The organism is Bacillota bacterium (assembly GCA_012842395.1).
In the GTDB taxonomy this organism is placed as follows: Bacteria; Bacillota; SHA-98; order UBA4971; family UBA4971; genus UBA6256.
On the sequence record DUSX01000034.1, the window covers coordinates 418,618 to 438,544 of the forward strand.

Sequence of the window (19,927 nt, forward strand, 5' to 3'; positions counted from 1 at the left end):
GCGCGCCCCGGACGCCATTCTCTTGAAATCAAGCAGGTCCAAGTGTAGAATAAGGAAGGCAACAGAAGATTGGACGAGCGTTCGATAACAGGGAGGAGATGTTTTTGAAAAGATACCGGACGGAAGATCTCCGGAACGTGGCCCTCATCGCCCATGGCGGGGCGGGTAAGACCAGCCTTGCCGAGGCGATTTTGTTTGACGCCGGCGCGATCGACAGGCTCGGTAAGGTCGACGATGGAACCAGCACGATGGACTATGACCCGGACGAGATCAGACGGAAGATCTCCATTTCCACCTCGGTAGCTCCCCTCGAGTGGAAGGGCGTCAAGATCAACCTCATCGACACCCCCGGGTACGCGGACTTCATAGGCGAGGTGAAGAGCGGGCTGCGCGTGGCGGACGCGGCGCTCGTGGTTGTTTGCGCCGTCTCCGGCGTCGAGGTGGGAACAGAGAACGTGTGGAAGTTCGCCGACGAGCGGCAGCTTCCCAGGGCCATCGTCGTCACGAAGCTGGACCGCGAAAACGCCGATTTCTTCAAAACCGTCGATGCTCTGCGAAGCACGTTCGGCAATCGTTGCGTCCCCGTTCAAATCCCCATAGGGTCTCAGGACAGCTTCCGAGGAGTGGTTGACCTCATCACGATGAAGGCTGTCGTGTACGAGGACGGGTCGGGCACCAAGTTCAAGGAAGCGGATGTGCCCGGAGAACTCGCCGGGCGGGCGCAGGAGCTCCGGGACACGCTCGTCGAGATCGCAGCGGAAAGCGACGACGAGTTAATAGAGAAATACCTCGAGGGCAACGAGTTGTCCCAAGAGGAGATCGTGAGAGGGCTCAGGGCTGGGGTGATGCAGAGAAAGGCGTACCCGATCCTGTGCGCATCTGCGCTGCGGAACATCGGCGTTCAGCCTCTCATGGACGCCATCGTGTCCCTGTTGCCTTCGCCTGCGGACGCCGGCGCAGTTGAGGGTCAAGTGCCGGGGTCCGGAGAGAAAGCCGAGAGGCCTCCCGAGGACACCGCGCCGCTCGCGGCCCTCGTATTCAAGACCACGGCGGACCCGTTCGTGGGCAAGATCAGCATGTTTAGGGTTTACTCCGGCACGCTCAGATCAGACTCCCAGGTGTACAACATCACCAGAGACGCGCAGGAGCGTATCGGCCAGGTTTTCTTCATGAAAGGAAAGCAGCAGGAGCCCGCGGGTGAGGTGGGCGCTGGCGATATCGCGGCCGTGGCGAAGCTTTCAGTGACGGGCACCGGTGATACGTTTACGGACAAGGCGAACCCAATAGTGCTCCCGGCAATAGACTTTCCCAAACCCACGCTGGCGATGGCCATGAAGCCCAAGAGCAAGGGTGATGAGGACAAGATCAGCAGCGGACTTGCGAGGCTCGCCGAGGAGGATCCCACGGTCGTCGTCAGGCGGGACGTTGAGACGTCCGAAACCATAGTTGAGGGCATGGGTGAGGTTCATATCGAGGTCATCGCGGAGAAGCTGAAGCGCAAGTTCGGCACAGACGTCGTCCTCGAGACGCCGAAGGTGCCCTATCGCGAGACCATTCGTGGCACCGCAAAGGTCGAGGGCAAACACAAGAAACAGACCGGCGGCCGAGGCCAGTACGGGCACGTGTTCCTGGAACTTGAGCCGCTGCCGCCCGGCGGAGAGTTCGAGTTCGTTGACAAGATCTTTGGAGGCGCTGTGCCCAGGCAGTACATCCCCGCGGTAGAAAAGGGCGTCAGAGAGGCTCTCCAGGATGGGGTGCTCGCGGGTTACCCGATGGTTGACATCAGGGTCACCCTTTACGATGGTTCGTATCACCCAGTAGACTCGTCCGAAATGGCCTTCAAGATCGCGGCGTCAATGGCGTTCAAGAAAGGCGCCCTCGAGGCACACCCGGTGCTGCTCGAGCCCATAATGAACGTCCAGGTCGTGGTGCCTGAAAGCCAAATGGGGGATGTCATGGGTGATCTCAACAAGAGGCGTGGGCGGATCATGGGCATGGAACCGCACGGTAGATACCAGGTCATCAAGGCGCAGGTGCCCATGGCGGAGATGTTCAAGTACGCCATAGATCTGCGCTCCATCACGGGCGGCCGTGGGTCTTACTCCATGGAGTTCTCTCATTACGAGGAGGTTCCCGCACAGATCAGCCAGCAGATAATCGAGAAGGCGAAGAAAGAGAAGGAACAGCAGGGTTGATGGATAGCGTAGGCGGCACGCCACAACGCGGCGCCGTGCTCTAGCTGTTCTGAACGCCATCTCTTCACGCGACGACATCGGGGAGCTTGCCTCGGGCAGGCTCCCCGACAGCATGATCGGGCCCGTATAATAGCGACGGCTGCAGGGAATACGAAAACCAGGCGCGGGTTGCGAATTGGACCTAGGAGGTAGGGCTCATGCCTCTTCTCACTTATGATTCGCCCAACACCACCAGGGTTTTCGGAAGAGGACCGTACCAAACGAACGTCGCGGTAACGCAGCTTGTGTTCGGACGGCGATCCAATGCGGTGATACTCGCAAGCTCGGAGCATCCCTTGGACGCCGTGGCAGCCCTGTCGCTCGTCCATCAGCCGATCGACGGACCTGTGCTCCTTAGCCACCCGGGTGGTCTCGACCCCGTCGTCTTGGACGAGGTGCGGAGACTGGCACCAATCGGGGCAGAGGGACTTGCCCAGGTGATCATGATCGGGGCGCTCGACAGCGCGATTGAGCAGCAAGTGGCTTCCCTTGGCCTGTCGGTCATGAGGCTCACCGGTATCAATGCGTACCACACGGCGGCGGAGATCGCAAGGTTTCTTGGCTACCCTCGCGACGTGATGCTGTTGTCGGGGGAACACCCGCTTTCCGGCCTGTGCGCAGGCGCAATGGCGGTGCACGGTGGCGTGCCGGTGCTGTTTACGCTCAAGGATGCCCTGCCACAGGAAACGGTTGCCGCGTTACGCGCCTCAGGAACGTCCACGAACGTCTTCATTATCGGGAACCGGGAGCTGATATCGGACAAGGTCGAGGAGACGGTGCGCGACCTCACCACGGGGACGGTTGGACGAATCTCGGCTGAGGACCCGTTCGAGCTCGCCGTAAGGTTCGCGAAGTACCGTTCAGCAGACGGAAGGTTCGGATTTGGAAAGAACGACAAACAGGGCCATGCGTTCACCTTCGTGAACCCGGGGAGATGGCAGGACGCGATATCCGGCGCGATCCTAGCGCACATGGGGAAACACACCCCGCTCCTTTTCTGCCGCCGGGACGACCTCCCTGCGGTCGTCCGCGACTACCTCCTTCGGATCAACCCGGCGCAGGGCAGGCCGGAGCCTCCCTTCATGCACGCGTTCATCGTGGGAGATCTCGACGCCATATCCGCGTCGGTGCAACTTGAGATAGACGAGACGATATCCATAGACAGAAAGGCTGATCACGAAGTCGTTCACACTGTCGCACCAGGCGACAACCTTCTCCAAATCGCAAGGCGCTATGGCGTCCCGATCCGCGACATCGCCAGCGCGAACCAACTGTCGGGCGAGACCGGCCTTGCGCCTGGATCGCGACTGCTCATTCCCTATTCGGTGACGGGGTCGCCTCCCGCGCCGCCAGCGCAGGAGCTTCACTGAACCCGATCCCGTCGGATCGTCGCCCTAGATATACCGCTACAAGCTCGGGCTGCCTTTGAGCGCGCGAGCGCGAACCCTGCCTGGGGTCGCCGGTTTGCCCCTCCCCTCCGGGAATGGCGCGCTTGCGGCGTCCCTCGTTCGGATTTGACGTGCAGGTTAGCAGACTCTCTGCGCCCCATCCTGCAGGCATTGGCAATCCTAGCCTACTCAAGCAATGATACGAAAACCTGTAGCGCCATGCTCAGAATCTGTACACGAGGGTGATTCCGGATTCGAACCCGTGGAGGTTTTTCGCCGGTCTGAGAGGGTACTCCCGGCGCTTGATCTCGGCCTCGTAGGCCACGTCAAGATCGCGTGACAGGGAGTAGGAGAGTCTCCACGTGGCCGTTGCCTCGTGATAATCGCCATCTCTTTCCCCCGAGTCGGTGTAACCCCTTTGGACGAACGCGCATCCGGCCCGCAAGGAGAGGTTCTTGCTCAGGGAGGTCTCCGCTTCGGCTCCAACGCTGCGAGCCTTGTATTCGTTTTTCGGGGACGCAGGCGCCTTGCGCTCGAACAACGCCCCTTCAAGAGTAAGGGTGCCAAGCACCGTCTTCTTCAGGCCGAGAGACATGGAGAGCTCGCGGTCGTGGTGGTCCTTCGCTGCCGCGAACGGGAACCGCTTGTCTACGTCGGAAAGCGCCACGTCTACCGAAAGGCGCGCCACAGGGTCCCACGACAAGGCGACCTCTCGGGTCGTTTGGTCGTAGGTTCGCCCCGTGGACTCGGGGTACATCGCGCGTTTTCGCTCGATTCTGACCCGCCCCTCCAGAGCCTTGGCCCGTTCGCCCGCAAGCTCGAGCCAGCATGCCGTGGTGGCCGAGCTCTTCTTCGGTTCGACCCAGTAATCCCTGCTAACAACGTCGAAGCCCGCCAGAACCGACACCTGTGATACCGGGGCCATCTTCAACTCGCCTGCCACTTCCCGGCGTTCGTGGTCGCTCTCAGGTCGGGCTGGATACGCGGTTTGCTCTCGTTCCCACGCAAGGTTCGCGGACAATCCGGTGGCAAGAGGCTTCCACCCGAGCGCCGCCCTGACAATCGTCGAGATGCATTCCCTCCCCTGGCCGGCAGAGTCATCGGACTCGACCGTTCTGCTCTTCCTGGCGTCAAGGTCCAGGCTGAGCCCTCCCCCCATCTTGGCTGCAAGGGCCGCGGCCGCGTAGCCCAGCGCGCCGCGCCCGTCTGGAGCAGGCCGTGCGCCAAACGCGACATCGCACGACATCCCGCCGACGGACGGCAGGCGGAGCTTGCCGTCGAACGCCATGTCCAGCTTCATCCCATGGTTCGCGGGATCCTCGTGGAAAGAGAGGACCTCCAGCGTGAACTTGCCGCTTAGTCGCGCCGCCCCCAGTATCCACCAGCCGCCGGGATTTTCGTCGCCCGCCGCCGTCGCCTCTCCCGGAAAACAAGTCAACCACACCGCGAGTGCACACGCGACCACGCAGCCCAGCCTGATAACGCCCGCCTTGTTACTACCCATGCCCGCCGTTGCCTCCCCGATAGTGCTGAGGGTCGAAGCGCGCAGCCTGCGTCGGCCCCTACTGACCGATGGCCTCCGCTGACTCATGGACAGGTGTCTCCATAATACCATGACCTGCCATGGATGCCAATCCCACTTTCGGGTGATTCTCCCTTGCACTGGCAACGGCTTCTCGCCGCCAAGTAAATGCAAAGACCCCCCGACGCAGCAGACATGCGCGCATCGGGAGGCCTTTTAAGCGCCGACTTGACTCGTCTCTATCTAAGTATGTCGCCAAAAGTGCGCGCTACTCTCCGGCGGAGGGGATCCTGTCTAAGGCTATCGGCTTTGCCCTCCGGGGACCGCGCGCTTGCAGCGCGCCTCGTTCGAATTCGGCGCGCAAGCCTGCCGAATTCTCCACGCCCCGTCGTGCAAGCACCGGCAACCCTAACGCCGTCAAGAAAGGAGACGAAAACTTACGGCGCCATACTTAGAGCAGATCGCCACAAGCTCGCCATACTTACATCGCAACGCTAAGGTCCTGTCCGCGATTGCCGCTGCCGTCCTCAGGGGGACGGCGCGCTCGCGGCGCGCCGCCTCGTCAGGATTCGGGGCCTTGAGGCGCACTTGCGCCATACTCCATGCTCCCAAGCCGTGCAAGCACTCGCAACAATCCAGGCGTCCCGGGAACGGGAGGCGAGGATTCCCGGCTCCGCAAAACCCAGAGCCTCACCTATTTGCGCTTCTTCACAAGGCCCAGCGCCACAGCTTTTGCATAGTCCTTGCAGTGCTCGCAGTCCTTCCAGCAATCCAAGCACCCCTCGTCGGAATCCCAGCAGTTGTCGTGCCTGGCATAAACAGGGCAGATGAGGTAAAGGCTCGCAGGACACCCTCTCAACTGCCTGCAGCTTCTCAGGCTGGCAACGGACACTCCTTCCGGGAGCTCGACCTCGGCCACGCGTTATCACCCTTTCATGTCAGTTGGCCCAGATGTTTCCCCCGGTGGGAGTGTATCACAGGGCACCGCACGCGTCAACTTGGCCGCCGCCCAGCCCCACCGCCTTCGGCCGCGTGCTGCTGGCTTCCTGGCCTCATTCGCCGGTGTGCCCTCTACACGAGATGAGCTCTCGTTTCGTTGCATGGCGGTGTGCGGCTGCCGACGCTTGCATCACGGGTCTAGAGGATTTGCCCAGCTCGTGCGCGGAATTCGGGCGAAGCTCGCCCCGAGTGCGCCGTCCCCGGAGTGCAACGCCAGCACCCCCGCCACGACCACCGCTCCACAATGCAGCGCCGACTTCCGGCGATATGCTTAGAACAGCCTGCCCGTGAACCTTTCCACGATTATCTCTTCCAGGGTCGGATGCCCGATCTCCTCGAGCTCATACCGCACCCGGAGCGCTGGCTTGGTTATGTTTATCACGCGGCGTAGATCGATAGGCGTGCCGATGACAACTACGTCCGCGGGTGTCCTGTTGATCGTCTCCTCCAATTCCCTTATTTGCTCCCTCCCGTAGCCCATGGCCGGCAGCAATGGTTCCAGCTCGGGGTATTTCCTCAAGGTGGCCTTGATGGAGCCAACGGCGTAAGGCTCCGGATCCACAAGCTCCGCTGCTCCATGGCGCCTAGCCGCTATCACGCCCGCACCGTAGGTCATGCCGCCGTGGGTAAGGGTAGGACCATCCTCGACCACGAGCACTCTCTTTCCGCGTATCATGTCGCCCTGTTCGAGCACGACCGGGGATGCCGCGCGGATGACCACAGCCCCCGGATTGATCTTCCTCACCGCGGCCTCGACCCGGTCCACATCGTCGGGTTTCGCGGTGTCGACTTTGTTCAGGATGACCACGTCAGCCATGCGGAGATTGGTCTCGCCTGGGTGAAACGATGTCTCGTGCCCGGGCCTGTGCGGGTCGGCAAGGGTGATCAGGAGGTCCGGCTCATAGAATGGCATATCGTTGTTGCCGCCGTCCCAGAGCACAACCTCTGCCTCTTTCTCCGCCTCCCGCAGAATCGCGCCGTAATCGACGCCGGCGTAGACCACGAACCCCCTCGCGATGTGCGGCTCGTACTCTTCGCGCTCCTCGATCGTGGTGTCGTATCTGTCGAGGTCCTCAAACGTTGCAAACCTCTGCACCCTCTGCTTTATCAGGTCGCCGTACGGCATGGGATGCCGGACCACAACGGTCCTTTTCCCGTGTCTCTTCATGATCTCCGTCACCCTGCGCGTCGTCTGGCTCTTGCCAACACCCGTCCTCACAGCCGTTACCGCAATGACGGGCACCTGCGACCTCAGCATCGTGGTGGTGGGGCCCATAAGCCTGAAGTCGGGCCCCTTCGCAAGCGCGACCGACGCCTTGTGCATCACGTCCAGGTGAGAAACGTCACTGTACGCGAACACAACCTCGTCCACGCCGTGCTTCTCTATGATGGCCGGGAGCTCTTCCTCGGAGAGGATCGGGATCCCGTCCGGGTAACCGTCGCCCGCGAGCTCGGGCGGATATCGTCTCCCCTCGATGTTCGGGATCTGTGTCGCGGTGAACGCCACCACCTCGTACTCTTGGTTGCCGCGGAAGAATGTGTTGAAATTGTGGAAGTCACGCCCAGCGGCGCCCATGATCACTACCTTGGTCTTGTTGGCCACTTGAGACCTCACTCCCGTCTTTTCTTGAATGATACGGGCTCTCGCGAACGCCATGACAGCCCGCGAGCCCCAAGCTCCGAAGCATTATCGCTACGGCGGCGTCTGGATGGAATCTCGCAAGCACGCCGCATGATGCCATCACGTAGTCCCTGTCTATCACGCACCTCGCGTCAGGCGGCGGAAGGAGCCGGGTGTCACCCCGTCGCCCTTTCGCGCCCTCCAATATGAACCCGCCGCCCGGCAGCCTCGCCACCGCCCCGCCGGTCCCGATGATCCACTTGACCTTCGTCAGGTCCTTTCCCTCGGCCACCGTCACCCTGCCGAGCGGGCCGTACAGGTGCCGGACTTGGCCCGCATGGCGCCGAACTGCTATCTGCGCGGCCTCCGCGGCGAGCGCACGTGCAAACCGAAGCCCCTTTTCCGTCGAAGGCACCGGCTCGAGCTCCTGCAGCGCCTCGACGGGATCAAAGCCAAGATCCTGTGCAAGCTTATCGGGACCCACGAGGTCGACAATGTTCGACGCGTTGATGAAAACGCCCAGATCGCCCTCAACCGTGCGCTTGGCAACAGGCTCTGGGCTCGTCAGGATCTTCGCGACCTCTTCCGATCCTTCGGTCACCGAGTGCACGTCAGTGGTCGCTCCTCCCACATCGATGACCACCAGGTCCCCAATCGCCTCATACAGCAGCTTGGCTGCAGCCATCACCGCACCGGGCGTCGGCATGATCCCGCTGCTCACCACCTCGCGCACGCGGGCCATTCCGGGAGCGGTCACGATGTGCTCCTCGAACACCCTCTGGATCGCCCGCCTTGCAGGCTCGATGTTCAGGACGTCTACCCGAGGGTACACGTTCTCGACGATCGTGACTGCCGTCCCGGCCCCGTCGAAAATGGCCTTTACCTCGCCCTGGATAGCTCTGTTGCCCGCGTATATCACGGGCGCGCCCATGCGCGCCGCAGCGATGAGCCGGGCGTTGCGAAGAACCGTGTCCCTGTCGCCGAAATCCACACCCCCGGCGAGCAGGATGATGTTCGGCCGAACCTCGCGGAGCCTGGCCAGGTCGGTGTCAGACAGCGGTCCCGCGGTCACCATCCTCAGGATCGCGCCGGCCCCGAGCGCGGCTTCCTTTGCGGCCTTGACCGTCATGTCGTATACGAGCCCGTGGACGGTCATCCTGAGGCCACCCGCCGCGCTCGACGTGGCGAGGAGCAACTTGTACCCTACTTTCTCCGCGCCGAGACAGCGAGCGAGATCTTCCATGGCCCTTTCCAGGCCCAGCCAGACGTCGCCTTGCCGAACGCTCGTGAGCGCCCGGCCTTGCCCCAGGAACACCGGATTCGGCCCGCCAAGCCCGTCGAAGGCGTTCACCAGAGTCGTAGTGCTCCCGATCTCTGCAATCAATGCGTCTACGTTTAACATGCCGGGGCCCCCGAATCCGTGCCCTCGCTCGAGCCTCCGCCTGGGCCTGGGTCGTTTCTGCCCTCTGAGTGCGCCTCCTTTTCTTGGAGCGTCCGCACGAGGAAGGTGGCTACGTCTATGCCGCGGGTCCCGCGCCCGAACCCGGCGTCCATTCCTGATTCGGTTGCGATGTCCCGCGTGACCTGGGTGCCGCCGGCGACCAAAAGCACCCTGTCGCGGATACCCTTTTCGACACACAGGCTAGCGAGCTTCTTCATGTTCATCCTGTGGACATCGGCATGGGTGATTATCATGCTTGCGAGGATCGCGTCGGCACCGACCTCGATCGCCGCGTTCACGAGTTTTTCAACAGGGCAGGACGTTCCCAGGTAATGGCACTCGATCCCGAAGCCCTCAAGCCCGCCGTGCTTTATGTCTAGTATCTCCCGGAGCCCGACAGAGTGCTCGTCCTGGCCCACCGTGGCCGCGACGACCTTGACGCCTCCTCTCCGCCTCACGAACTCCCTGATTTCGTCAGGCGAAAGAGGCTTTTGTGACTCTGGCGTCTTGAGGCTCGCGAGGTCTATCCCGAACGTCACCCTGCCCTTCACTTCCACCAGGGTGCCCTCCGCTGGATGCATGACCTCCTTGTGGATGACCTTGGGCTCCTCCAGTCCGAGCCTGCGCGCGGTCTCGAGCGCCGCCGCCTCTGCGCGGGCCTCGTCGATCGGCCAGAACATGGTCATGGTCACGACCCGGTCCGCAGCCCACTCGACCTCAGGATAAACCAGGCCCGGCGGCCCGGCCTCCAGCGTCGCGAGCCTCGTATCGACGTTGTCCGTGGGGTCAAGTTCATCGACGTATACTATCTTGTCGGGGTTGCACAGAGTGCATCCCCCGATGAGATCGCATGGCCGGTCCGCCCTCGTTCCCTCGGGGAGATGGTTGTCACCGAAGTGAGCGCACACCGGTGCCATATAGTCTGCGTCGCGCGGCACTATGGTCCCTGCCGCCACGCCCCCCTCGGGGTCTCGCGCTATCCCGTCGCCGTTGCGCTCCGGATACATTCCGGAGTCGACGAAGAAGCCTTGCCGCACAGCCTCGAAGTACCCGCCGACGTCCAAGATCTCCTCGAGGAACAATACCGCCCGCTCGGTGATCTCGCGCGCTTTCCGCTCCAGCTCGCCGTTGGGGTCGTCGTCAAGCTTCACCATGTCTCGCAGCCCGTCAAGCCCGATGAGCACCTGTTTGGCGGTGGCCAGGGCAGCGATGTTGTTGTAGTGCCAGGGGACGTTCCGTCCCTCGTCAGGCGTGATGGTGCTCTGGATGTCGGCGCTTGTGAGCCTCGATAACACGAGGTTAAGAGCGTGGGTGACGGTCGCCTCGCGCGTGGACGATTCTATGTACTTCGTGTTCATTTGGGCCCGGAACCTGTACCCTGCGAAGAGCCTGCGAAGGGCCACAGCATACGGCAGATCCAGGCGCATCTCTGGCGCAGGCGGGGCCGCAGGAGGGACGGTGGACAGGCATATGTTCTCCTTCGCCATCCCAACTTTCACTGAATAGGCGCAGTTGATGGCATGCTGCACCATCAGCTCAGGCGTGACCTTCCACGCCTCACGGGCAGTGGCGTTCGCATTGTGCGCTCCGTCGATCTGCGCCATGCCGGCCCATTGCATCAAGGTCTTGGCCACCGCCGCGTCGACGAATGACCGGTACATGTTGACGTTCCTGTACAGCACGTTGTACTGCGGGTCCTGGTGTGCGCCGTTCACGCCCTCCTCGGCGAAAAGCACGGCGATCTCTGGGCCCGCCACACCACTCACATACGAGTGGAAGTTTATCGGCCGGCCTACTTCGTCCTCGATGAGATCCAGTGCCTTGCGCGTCGCACGCACCTGTTTTCGCGTGATAGGGACACCGCCCACCCCTTCCGGAGTGCCTTCGATGAGCCCGTCGAAATGGCTTTGACCGATGGTGCGGATGACCATTATGTGATCCGCCCCGTGCCAGGCCGCCATCCTCATCCGCCTTATGTCATCCTCGAACCGGCCCGACGCGATCTCCGTGGTCACGACCACCTCTGGCTGGGGGTCTATGCCACCGAAGTACTTCGCCGCAGGAAGCGCCACAGATCGATCCAGTGGGCGCGATATCTGGCGGTACTCGAATGGTCCGACCTTTGTGCCGGGCGGTAGCTTCTCACGCCAGACCCAGCCTCGCCGCCTGGGTCTGTAATGCTCGAGATCGCGGAGGATCTCCCGCACGTCCAGCTTCTCGTCGGGCCGCAGCGTCGCTCCAGCCACGTCGCCTCACCTCCCGGCACCGAAGAGGCTCACAGCCTCGTCCCACATCCTGCCCTCGGCCAGGGCGACGCCGGCCTCGCGCACACTCATCCCTCGGGCGGTCGCGAGCTTCCACACCACGTGGCCCGCGCCCTTGCCGAGAAGGCCTCTCTCGACGCACCTATCCACGATGGCTTTCGCCTCCAGGCTGGAAAACCCCATCCGGAGGAGAACCGACCTTTCAATCGAGGGTGAAGTGTGGGTGCGCGCAAGCTCCACCAAAGGCTGCACCACTTTGTCCGCCAGCTCCCAAAAGTACCTCGCGAGCTCTTCATCGCTCATGCCGGCGAGATGCCGACGCCTCTCCTCGAAATCATCAGGCCGAACCATCACTCTGGGACCTCCCCTCCCCTTTGCAGCTCGCGGATGGTTTCCTCGACGAAGCCCACGGTCGAATTGGTATCATCAGCGAGGAACCTCACGTCCTCCGCGGATATCTGCCGACCTTTTGCGCAAGACAAGGCATTCCGTATGTAGGACCTGCGCATGTCGGCGAGGGATACGTCCTTGACGTGGATCTGCGACGGGTGAAGAGGTATGACTATCCGTTTTCCGGGGACGTTCTCGCGGGGATCCCCGCGTCTAATCTCGATCCCCATCTCGCGCGCGAACGAAAGCTGCGCATAAGGGTGCTTCCCTGCTCCCGTGTACTCGGTCTCCTGCACGACCACCACCTGGTCGCGATCCATCTCCCGCGCTACGGCGATGGCAGCGGCGAGCGACGTGTTCCCCGCGGGACCTCGCTCCATCCCCTCGAGCTTCGCCAGCATCTCGGTGACGTAAAAGACCTCGCCCTGGGTCACGGTGACGTACCTGTCCATGTAGCGCAGGGGCCTCGCGGCGTTTCGAGGAACATCCGCCCTATCCGGCCACGTCGCAAATGGAATCCCGAAGCCCGTGTGCCCGGTCGTAAAGGATTTCCTGTTGAAATCGGTGTCGCTGGCCATGTGAAGCCCGAGAAGGTCGACGCTCGCAGCGATGACCTGAGTGTGCCGGCACCCCGCCTTGCGGAGACCCCGCGCCGTTCCGGTAACATTCCCGCCGCCCGCGTGGGTCACGATGACCGCATCCGGGAAGCGCCCTGTCATCCGCAGCGTCTCCGTGCCCACCTCGTACCCGAGGGTCTCGATGCCCGCGACGCTAAACGGCGTATAGAGGGAAGCGTTGAAGAAACCTGTCTCCTCGAGGAGCCTCAGGAAGACGTAGAAGAGCTCGGGCCCCACTGTGAGCTGGTGGACTTCGGCCCCGTACGCTTCGCACGCCCGTCCCTTCTCAATGATCTCGGGCTGGCCGCGCCCCTTCGAATCGTAGGTTTCTTGCACAATGATGCACTTGAGGCCATGCTTAGCGGCCTGCGACGCCACGGCTGCCCCGTAATTGCCGCTGGTTGCGGCTATGACCCCTGGATACCCCTTCTTCTTGGCACAGTACACGGATACCGACGCGCGCCTGTCCTTAAAGCTCCCCGACGGATTCGCAGATTCGTCTTTCACCAGGATCCGGGCGCCCTTGCCAGGAGCGGATATCCGCCGCACCACCTCGGTGATGTTGCGGAGCTCGACCAGGGGCGTTCGCCCGACGCTCGTTTCTTCCTGGATGGCGTGGACTTCGTCGAGCGTGTACCCGACCTCGTCCATCATCCCCTCGTAATCAAAGGCGATCGCGCCGAGCTCGAACTTCTCGTAGTCGATGCCCACCGCCGATCTCATGATGTCTTGGCGCCTCGCCATGACATCCGCGTAACTCGTGCCGGGCATCACGGTTCACCACCCTCTTTGTTCCTCCCGGCCTCCCGTGCGCCGAGAAGCCCCCATAGTTCCTCGCCAATGTGGAGGAGCTCGGGCACGGGCCTAGCAAAGGAATGGGGGTACGGAGGATTCACCGCGACCAGCCGTCCCCTGACCTTTCTCCCAAGCACCGTGGTGATCGTCACCTCATCTCCAACGAGCGCGTCGTGGTCCAGATACCCCTTGATTCGCAGCTCCAAAGGAACCTTCTGGGTGTCCTCGGGGACTTGCGGGGCCCGCTCGCCAGGTTTCAGAATGATCGAGTGCACCTGCACGTACTCCCCGGACCGCACGCGCTTGCTGTTTTCTGACTCCGGAACGTTCACGTCACACATGCTCCCTGCGTCCTCCCTCCCCCCGGGCGAGCTTCGCTATGTCTCCCATGAAGCACGCGGGCACACGCAGGTCTTTCATGGTGACAAGGCCGGGCTCCGCATTCAACACATGCGGGATCATGTTCACCGCGATGGCGATCGTGCCGGTGCCGCCCGGGATCTCCGGCTTTATCGCTAGGTTCACGGGCGGGGTGCCTTCGATCCAGATGTAGTCCCCGGTCTCCACGCCCTCCAGACCCGGCAGAACCTGTTGCGGATGTTCGAGGGTGATCACTTCCTCCCCGTTCATGAAGGCATGAGCCGTGTGGTTGCAGCCCGCAACCATCCCCGGCTTCACGTCGACGTAAGGCGTCTTGCGCCTCGTGGCCGAGACGATGGGCTCGCGGGTCTGCCGGATCTCGTCAAGCTTCCACCCGAGCGCATCCGCGATCATACCGCATGACTGGACAAACCCGATGTGTCCGACTATGGTGCCTTTAGCAAGCCCATCTCTGAACTCCTCGACGGTGGTGCCCACGCCCTGGGTTCGCATGACCGTCGGCCCGAAAGGAGAGAGGTCGTTGACGCGCCTGGCCTTCACTCTTCTGACCCCGGTGCAGATGCCGGTGAGAGCGATTATGAGAGTATCGAGGACAAACCCTGGATTGATGCCCGTGCCGAGCACGCTCACCCCGTACTTGCGCGCAAGCTGGTCGATCTCTGCAGCAAGCTTCGGGTCGGTTTGCCAGAGATACGCCATCTCCTCCGCCACCGTGATGACATCCGACCCCGCGGCCATGGCCGCGTCCAGCTGGTGATAGATCTCTTTCGCAAACGACGAGGTGGCGTGAAGCACCACGTCCGCGCCCGCCTCGAGGGCTTCCTCCGGATTGCTCGTGACCCTCACGCCAAGCTCGCGTCCAACCCCGAGTACCTCCCCCAGATCGCGCCCTGCTTTCTCTGGCCTCGAGGCTACGGCCCCAACGATCCTGACTCCTTTACGCTCTAGCAGGGCTCTCGCCATGCCGGAGCCCATCGCACCGAGCCCCCAACACACCACCGTGACATCGTCCACTGCGATCACTCCCCCTTGCATAGTTCCTGGTGAGCTGCGCAGCACCGAACCGGCAGCCGCAGCCTACTCGCTGCATACTCTGTCAACTGGCCGCACCGAACCGCGAGCGGCGCGCCTCGTGCCACCGTTGCCTCACGCATGCTTGGATGACCAGCCCGCTCGGCCGCATCTATGCAGCTATGCATAATTATGCACCCACTGCATACGCGCGGCCGAAAAATGTGCCGCCTCCCCCACTCAGATGTTCGGCAGCTTCCCGCACTTAGGTTCCCTAGTTTTCCCTATGGTATTCTACTCGATGCTCCGGATTCCTGCCCCACCAAACGTGAGAGGGAAGCGGGAAGCCGTGGGCGGGCGGAACTCGCGGGGGCGCAGGTGGCAGTGCAACCGTGCGAGGTGCGGGCAGGCCGTTCCGGAGCAAATCGAGGGATCGAAAGCGAAACGGGCCGCCGAAACGGGCCGCCCATGAACGGGCGGCCCATCCTCAGGAACACGTGACACAGCTAGCTTCGGGAAATCGGGGGTATCTCCACGTCCTCACTTAGCAGGACTCGTAGTAGAGCTGGTCCGGGACCGGTGCGGGCGGACCGTCCTGAACAATCGCTGGCAGCACCCGCTCTTCTTCGTCCTCCGCGTTCCGCTGCCCCTCGCACAGCTCGTCCCGGCGCTGAAGCGCGACGTCGAGCACTTCGTCCATGTGCTCCACGAATACCAGCTTCATGTCGTCGAGGACGCTCTTCGGGATCTCCTCGGTGTCCTTGCGGTTCTCGCTGGGAAGCACCACCGTGAAAACCCCCGCCCGGTGCGCCGCTACGACTTTCTCCTTCACGCCGCCCACAGGCAGGACCCTTCCCCGCAAGGTGATCTCGCCGGTCATGGCGATGTCGCACCTCACCGGCCTGCCAGAAAGGGCGGACGCGAGGGCGGTCGCCATCGCGATCCCGGCGGAGGGCCCGTCCTTCGGTATAGCGCCCTCAGGCACGTGGATGTGCACATCCCGGTCCTGATAGAAATTGGGGTCTATCCCGAGATCATCCGCGCGGGACCTGATGTACGTGAAGCCGGCCTGCGCGGACTCCTTCATCACCTCGCCCAGCTTGCCCGTGAGCGTGAGCTTCCCGGTACCTTTCATAACCGAGACCTCGATGGCCAGGATATCCCCGCCCACCTCTGTAACAGCGAGACCGGTCGCAACGCCCACCCTGTCCTCGGACTCGGCGACGCCGTACCTGTACTGCGGTATGCCGAGGTACCCTTCAACGTCGGCTGGCCCCACAACTATGCGAGCGCCCTCGGCGTCAGACGGCGCGCTCACCACCTTCTTCGCGATCTTCCTCAATATCGAGGAGATCTCCCTCTCGAGCCCGCGCACCCCCGCCTCCCGGGTGTACTGCCTGATGATCGTCCTTATGGCGTCCTCGGTGAACTCGATGTTGTATCGCTCGAGCCCGTTCTCCTTCAACTGCTTCGGCACGAGGAAATGCAGGCCGATCTGCACCTTCTCTTCCTCGGTGTAGCCTGGTATGGAAATGATCTCCATGCGGTCCGCAAGCGGCTTGGGGATGGCATGGAGCACGTTCGCCGTCGTTATGAACATGACGTCGGACAGGTCGAACGGGATCTCGATGTAGTGATCGCCGAACGCGAAGTTCTGCTCAGGATCAAGGACCTCGAGAAGCGCCGACGAAGGGTCTCCCCGGAAGTCGTAGCTCATCTTGTCTACCTCGTCGAGGAGGATCACCGGGTTCTTCGAGCCAGCTTGACGCATGGCCTGGATGATCTTGCCAGGGAGCGCACCTACGTATGTGCGACGGTGCCCGCGGATCTCGGCCTCATCCTTTATGCCGCCCAGCGAGAACCTGACGAATTTCCTGTCAAGCGCCCGAGCTATGGACTTGCCAAGGGAGGTCTTGCCCACGCCAGGCGGCCCGACGAGGCAGAGGATCGGGCCCTTGAGCTTGCTTGTAAGTTGGCGGACGGCCAGGAACTCAAGGATGCGCTCCTTGACCTTCTCCAAGCCGTAATGATCCTCGTCAAGGACCTTGGCCGCGGCCTCGATATCCAAGCGGTCCTGGGTTTTGCGTGTCCATGGGAGAGCCAAGAGCCAGTCAAGATAGGTTCGCACCACGACAGCCTCCGCAGCCATGGGAGGCATCTTCTCGAGCCTCTCCACCTCACGGAGCGCCCGTTCCTCGACTTCCTTGGGCAGGTCCGCGGCAGCGATCTTCTCGCGGTATTCCTCGCCCTCCTGGGACTTGTCGTCCCGTTCGCCGAGCTCCTTCTGTATGGCCTTCATCTGCTCGCGGAGGTAATACTCCTTCTGGGTCCTCTCCATTTGCTTTCGCACGCGCGAGTTGATCTTCTTCTCAAGCTCGAGGATTTCCATTTCCTTGAGCAAGATGGCGCACAGTCTCTCCAGCCTAAGCCTGGGAGACGCAGCCTCGAGCACCTTCTGTTTGTCCTCCGTTCGCAGAGGCAGATGGGCCGCTATGTCGTCAGCGAGTCTCCCTGGGTCTTCTATTGTTTGGACGGATGCCAGCACTTCGGTGGGTATCTTCTTGCCGACTCTGACGTAGGACTCGAAGTACCCAAGAACGCTGCGCATGAGGGCTTCGGTCTCCTTGGTCATGCGCTCGGAAACCTCGAGGGGCTCGATTCTCACCTTGTAGAACGGATCGACCTGCGTGTACTCGGCGATCCTCGCGCGTTGCACGCCTTCGACCAGCACCCTGATGGTGCCGTCCGGGTACCTGGCGAGCTGTTTGACCTCAGAAATCGTGCCGACCTCGTAGATCTCCTTCGGCGTTGGCTCGTTCACCTTGGCCTGCTTCTGAGCCGCAAGAAGGATGAGCCTGTCATTCATCATCGCGTCTTCGAGCGCGGCCACAGACCTATCTCTGCCCACGTCGAGCGGAACGGTCATGAACGGAAACACGATCACGCCACGCAATGGGAGAAGAGGTACCAAGTCCCTCGTTCTTGCTGCTTTGGTTTCGTCCTTTGGCATGCTGCATCTGCACCTCCTCGGCTACTCAGGTGGACTCGTCCCCGCTTCACACCACGAGCGGCACCGCGCCGCGTGCCCGCGTCCCCGCGTCCCGATGGGATGCTCGGCGATCCGCGGCCGGCCCGGGCGCTCTCACTAGTCAGTGTATTCTGCCCGGCCTGTCCGATTCCTGCCCTTGGCTGCGCGGGCGGGCCGCACCCACTTCCCCTGCGTCCCTTCTGGGCCGTCCCGGTTCACGATGCGCTGCGCCTGATCTGACAGTGCGGGCGTGGTGAATGGATGGCGTCCAGTGGCTGAGCATCCAATGGCTGGCCGAACACAACAACGAGAAAACGAGGAAAGCCCTGCCTCACAGGCAAGGCTATCACAGAAGCAGGCATTATGTCAACGCGGGGCAGCTGTCAGTTTCTGTAACAACGAGGAGACTCTAGCAACCTGCAGACACGCCTGCAGCAACTGCCTGCTGAGGCCGGGTGCCGGTCCCAAGACACCCTGAGAGCGTCCCTGTCTCGACGACCATCGCCGCCTGTACCACCTCTTCGATGCGGTCCACAGGCACGACGGTGATGTCTTCCCTCCCGCCGAAGCTCTCCTGCCAGTTGTCGCGCGGGATCAGGACTTTCTTGGCCCCGGCCAACGCCGCGGCCTCGACTTTGGCCACGATCCCGCCGACTGGCTTCACATAGCCCCGTATTGACACCTCTCCGGTCATGGCCAGTTCGTTGTCCACAGCACTCTGGGTGATGGCCGAGTAGATAGCCGTCACGATGGCCACCCCTGCCGAAGGCCCGTCGAGCGGGATCCCTCCCGGGAAGTTCACGTGGATGTCGTAGTCCTCCGGCCTTACCGCGAGGAACTTGCGCAGGACGGTGATGACGTTCTCCACGGAGCCCCTCGCCATGCTCTTCCGCCGCATTATCCGCCCGGTCTCGCCCATCTCCTCCTCGTCGATGAGGCCGGTCGTGATGACTTTGCCAGTGCCTCTCTCCACGGGCACGGCTGTGGCCTCGATCTCCACGAGCATCCCATTCATCGCGCCGTACACAGCAAGCCCGTTTGCGTACCCGACTTGAGGAGCCGAGGGAACCTTCTTGAAAGGCCTCGGCGAGTACTGACCCGAATTCACCACCCACTCCACGTCCGCCCTGGTGACGACCTGCCGCCCTGATGTGAGCGCGGCGCCACCCGCGATCTGAAGGATGTTCACGGCGTCGCGCCCGTTGGAGGCGTATTTCTTAATGACCTCGAGCGCGCCCGTCTCTAGCACGAAGCCAGCTTTCTGAGCCGCGTTCGCGGCGATGATCCCGACCTCGTCCGGGGTCAGGGCCCTGAAGAAGACCTCGATGCACCTGCTCCGGATCGCCGGCGGGATCTCCTCCGGAGACCTCGTAGTCGCGCCGACCAGGCGGAAATCCGCCGGGAGGCCGTTCTGGAATATGTCGTGGATGTGCTGTGGGATATTCGGGTCCTCCGAACTATAGTAGGCGCTCTCCAGGAAGACCTTTCTGTCCTCAAGCACTTTCAGCAGCTTGTTTATCTGAACTGGATGAAGCTCGCCGATCTCGTCAATGAAGAGGATGCCGCCGTGGGCCTTCGTCACCGCCCCTGGCTTGGGCTGCGGGATGCCCGCTATCCCCAGCGGACCAGCGCCCTGGTATATGGGGTCGTGGACCGATCCTATCAAGGGGTCCGCTATCCCCCGGTCGTCGAATCTGGAGGTGGCGCCGTCCACCTCAACGAACTTCGCCCACTGCTTGAAAGGCGAGCGCGGGTTCTTCTTTGCCTCCTCCAGAACGACCCTTGCAGCGGCTGTCTTGCCCACACCCGGGGGTCCGTACATTATCACATGTTGCGGGTTGGGTCCACAGAGAGCAGCCCGCAACGCCCGGAGCCCCTCCTCTTGCCCAATGATATCCTTGAGCGTCGTAGGCCGGGTTTTCTCTGACAATGGCTCCGTGAGGGATATGCTCCGCAGCTTTTGGAGCTTCTCCATCTCCTTGCGGGACTCCCGGTCCACAGCGATCCTGTTCCCCTGCTGCGTTCTCAGGAGGTTCCAGAAGTACAGGCCTATGACGATCCCGAAGAAGAGGTTGATGAGCCCGAACACGTTGCTTGCGAAGTCCATGGGAAAGCCGCCTCTGCCATGCTGGATGGGTGTTTCTCACGCTTATTATGTCCATGGCGCCAGCGCTTAAGTGCAAGGCCAAAACATCAAAAAGAAAGGAGGCCTTTGCCAGGCCTCCCGTCACAACCC

The 19,927-nt window shown here is 62.2% G+C and carries 13 protein-coding genes; 2 read left to right on the forward strand and 11 right to left on the reverse strand.

Annotated features, from left to right (window positions below; genetic code table 11):
- Positions 1 to 104 precede the first annotated feature (104 nt).
- Both fusA and GX515_11685 read left to right on the forward strand, forming a co-directional pair.
- Positions 105 to 2,195 (forward strand): elongation factor G, encoded by a 2,091-nt coding sequence (gene fusA, locus GX515_11680; protein HHY33654.1) that lies wholly within the window; start codon positions 105 to 107, stop codon positions 2,193 to 2,195.
- Between the two features lie 197 nt (positions 2,196 to 2,392).
- On the forward strand, positions 2,393 to 3,604 hold the full coding sequence (locus GX515_11685) for a LysM peptidoglycan-binding domain-containing protein (protein ID HHY33655.1): 1,212 nt from the start codon (positions 2,393 to 2,395) through the stop codon (positions 3,602 to 3,604).
- Positions 3,605 to 3,845: 241 nt separating this feature from the next.
- On the opposite strand, the gene GX515_11690 is transcribed toward GX515_11685, so the two are convergent.
- From GX515_11690 to lonB, 11 genes are all read right to left on the reverse strand, one after another.
- Complete coding sequence (locus GX515_11690) at positions 3,846 to 5,126, reverse strand: hypothetical protein (GenBank protein HHY33656.1); 1,281 nt, start codon at positions 5,124 to 5,126, stop codon at positions 3,846 to 3,848.
- A gap of 712 nt (positions 5,127 to 5,838) precedes the next feature.
- Positions 5,839 to 6,063 carry a hypothetical protein gene (locus tag GX515_11695; GenBank protein ID HHY33657.1) on the reverse strand — a complete coding sequence of 75 codons (225 nt, stop codon included), beginning with the start codon at positions 6,061 to 6,063 and terminating at the stop codon, positions 5,839 to 5,841.
- A gap of 351 nt (positions 6,064 to 6,414) precedes the next feature.
- On the reverse strand, positions 6,415 to 7,746 hold the full coding sequence (locus GX515_11700) for a GTPase (GenBank protein ID HHY33658.1): 1,332 nt from the start codon (positions 7,744 to 7,746) through the stop codon (positions 6,415 to 6,417).
- Entirely contained in the window at positions 7,700 to 9,166 is a 1,467-nt protein-coding gene (locus tag GX515_11705; GenBank protein ID HHY33659.1) for a DNA mismatch repair protein MutL, read from the reverse strand. Before GX515_11705 ends, GX515_11700 begins: the two co-directional genes overlap by 47 nt.
- Positions 9,160 to 11,436, reverse strand: coding sequence for a LuxR family transcriptional regulator (locus GX515_11710; GenBank protein ID HHY33660.1), 2,277 nt, complete (start codon positions 11,434 to 11,436; stop codon positions 9,160 to 9,162). Before GX515_11710 ends, GX515_11705 begins: the two co-directional genes overlap by 7 nt.
- A gap of 21 nt (positions 11,437 to 11,457) precedes the next feature.
- A complete protein-coding gene (locus tag GX515_11715; protein ID HHY33661.1) occupies positions 11,458 to 11,820 on the reverse strand; it encodes an ornithine aminomutase in 363 nt (120 codons plus the stop codon).
- Positions 11,820 to 13,247, reverse strand: a complete 1,428-nt coding sequence (locus tag GX515_11720; protein HHY33662.1) for a PLP-dependent lyase/thiolase — start codon at positions 13,245 to 13,247, stop codon at positions 11,820 to 11,822. The genes GX515_11715 and GX515_11720 overlap by 1 nt, the downstream gene beginning before the upstream one ends.
- Positions 13,247 to 13,612, reverse strand: a complete 366-nt coding sequence (locus GX515_11725; GenBank protein HHY33663.1) for a 2-amino-4-ketopentanoate thiolase — start codon at positions 13,610 to 13,612, stop codon at positions 13,247 to 13,249. Before GX515_11725 ends, GX515_11720 begins: the two co-directional genes overlap by 1 nt.
- A complete protein-coding gene (locus GX515_11730) occupies positions 13,605 to 14,666 on the reverse strand; it encodes an NADP-binding protein (GenBank protein HHY33664.1) in 1,062 nt (353 codons plus the stop codon). The genes GX515_11725 and GX515_11730 overlap by 8 nt, the downstream gene beginning before the upstream one ends.
- A 541-nt stretch (positions 14,667 to 15,207) precedes the next feature.
- Positions 15,208 to 17,673 carry an endopeptidase La gene (gene lon, locus GX515_11735; protein ID HHY33665.1) on the reverse strand — a complete coding sequence of 822 codons (2,466 nt, stop codon included), beginning with the start codon at positions 17,671 to 17,673 and terminating at the stop codon, positions 15,208 to 15,210.
- Positions 17,674 to 18,100: 427 nt separating this feature from the next.
- Positions 18,101 to 19,798, reverse strand: coding sequence for an ATP-dependent protease LonB (gene lonB / locus GX515_11740; protein HHY33666.1), 1,698 nt, complete (start codon positions 19,796 to 19,798; stop codon positions 18,101 to 18,103).
- Between the last annotated feature and the right edge of the window lie 129 nt (positions 19,799 to 19,927).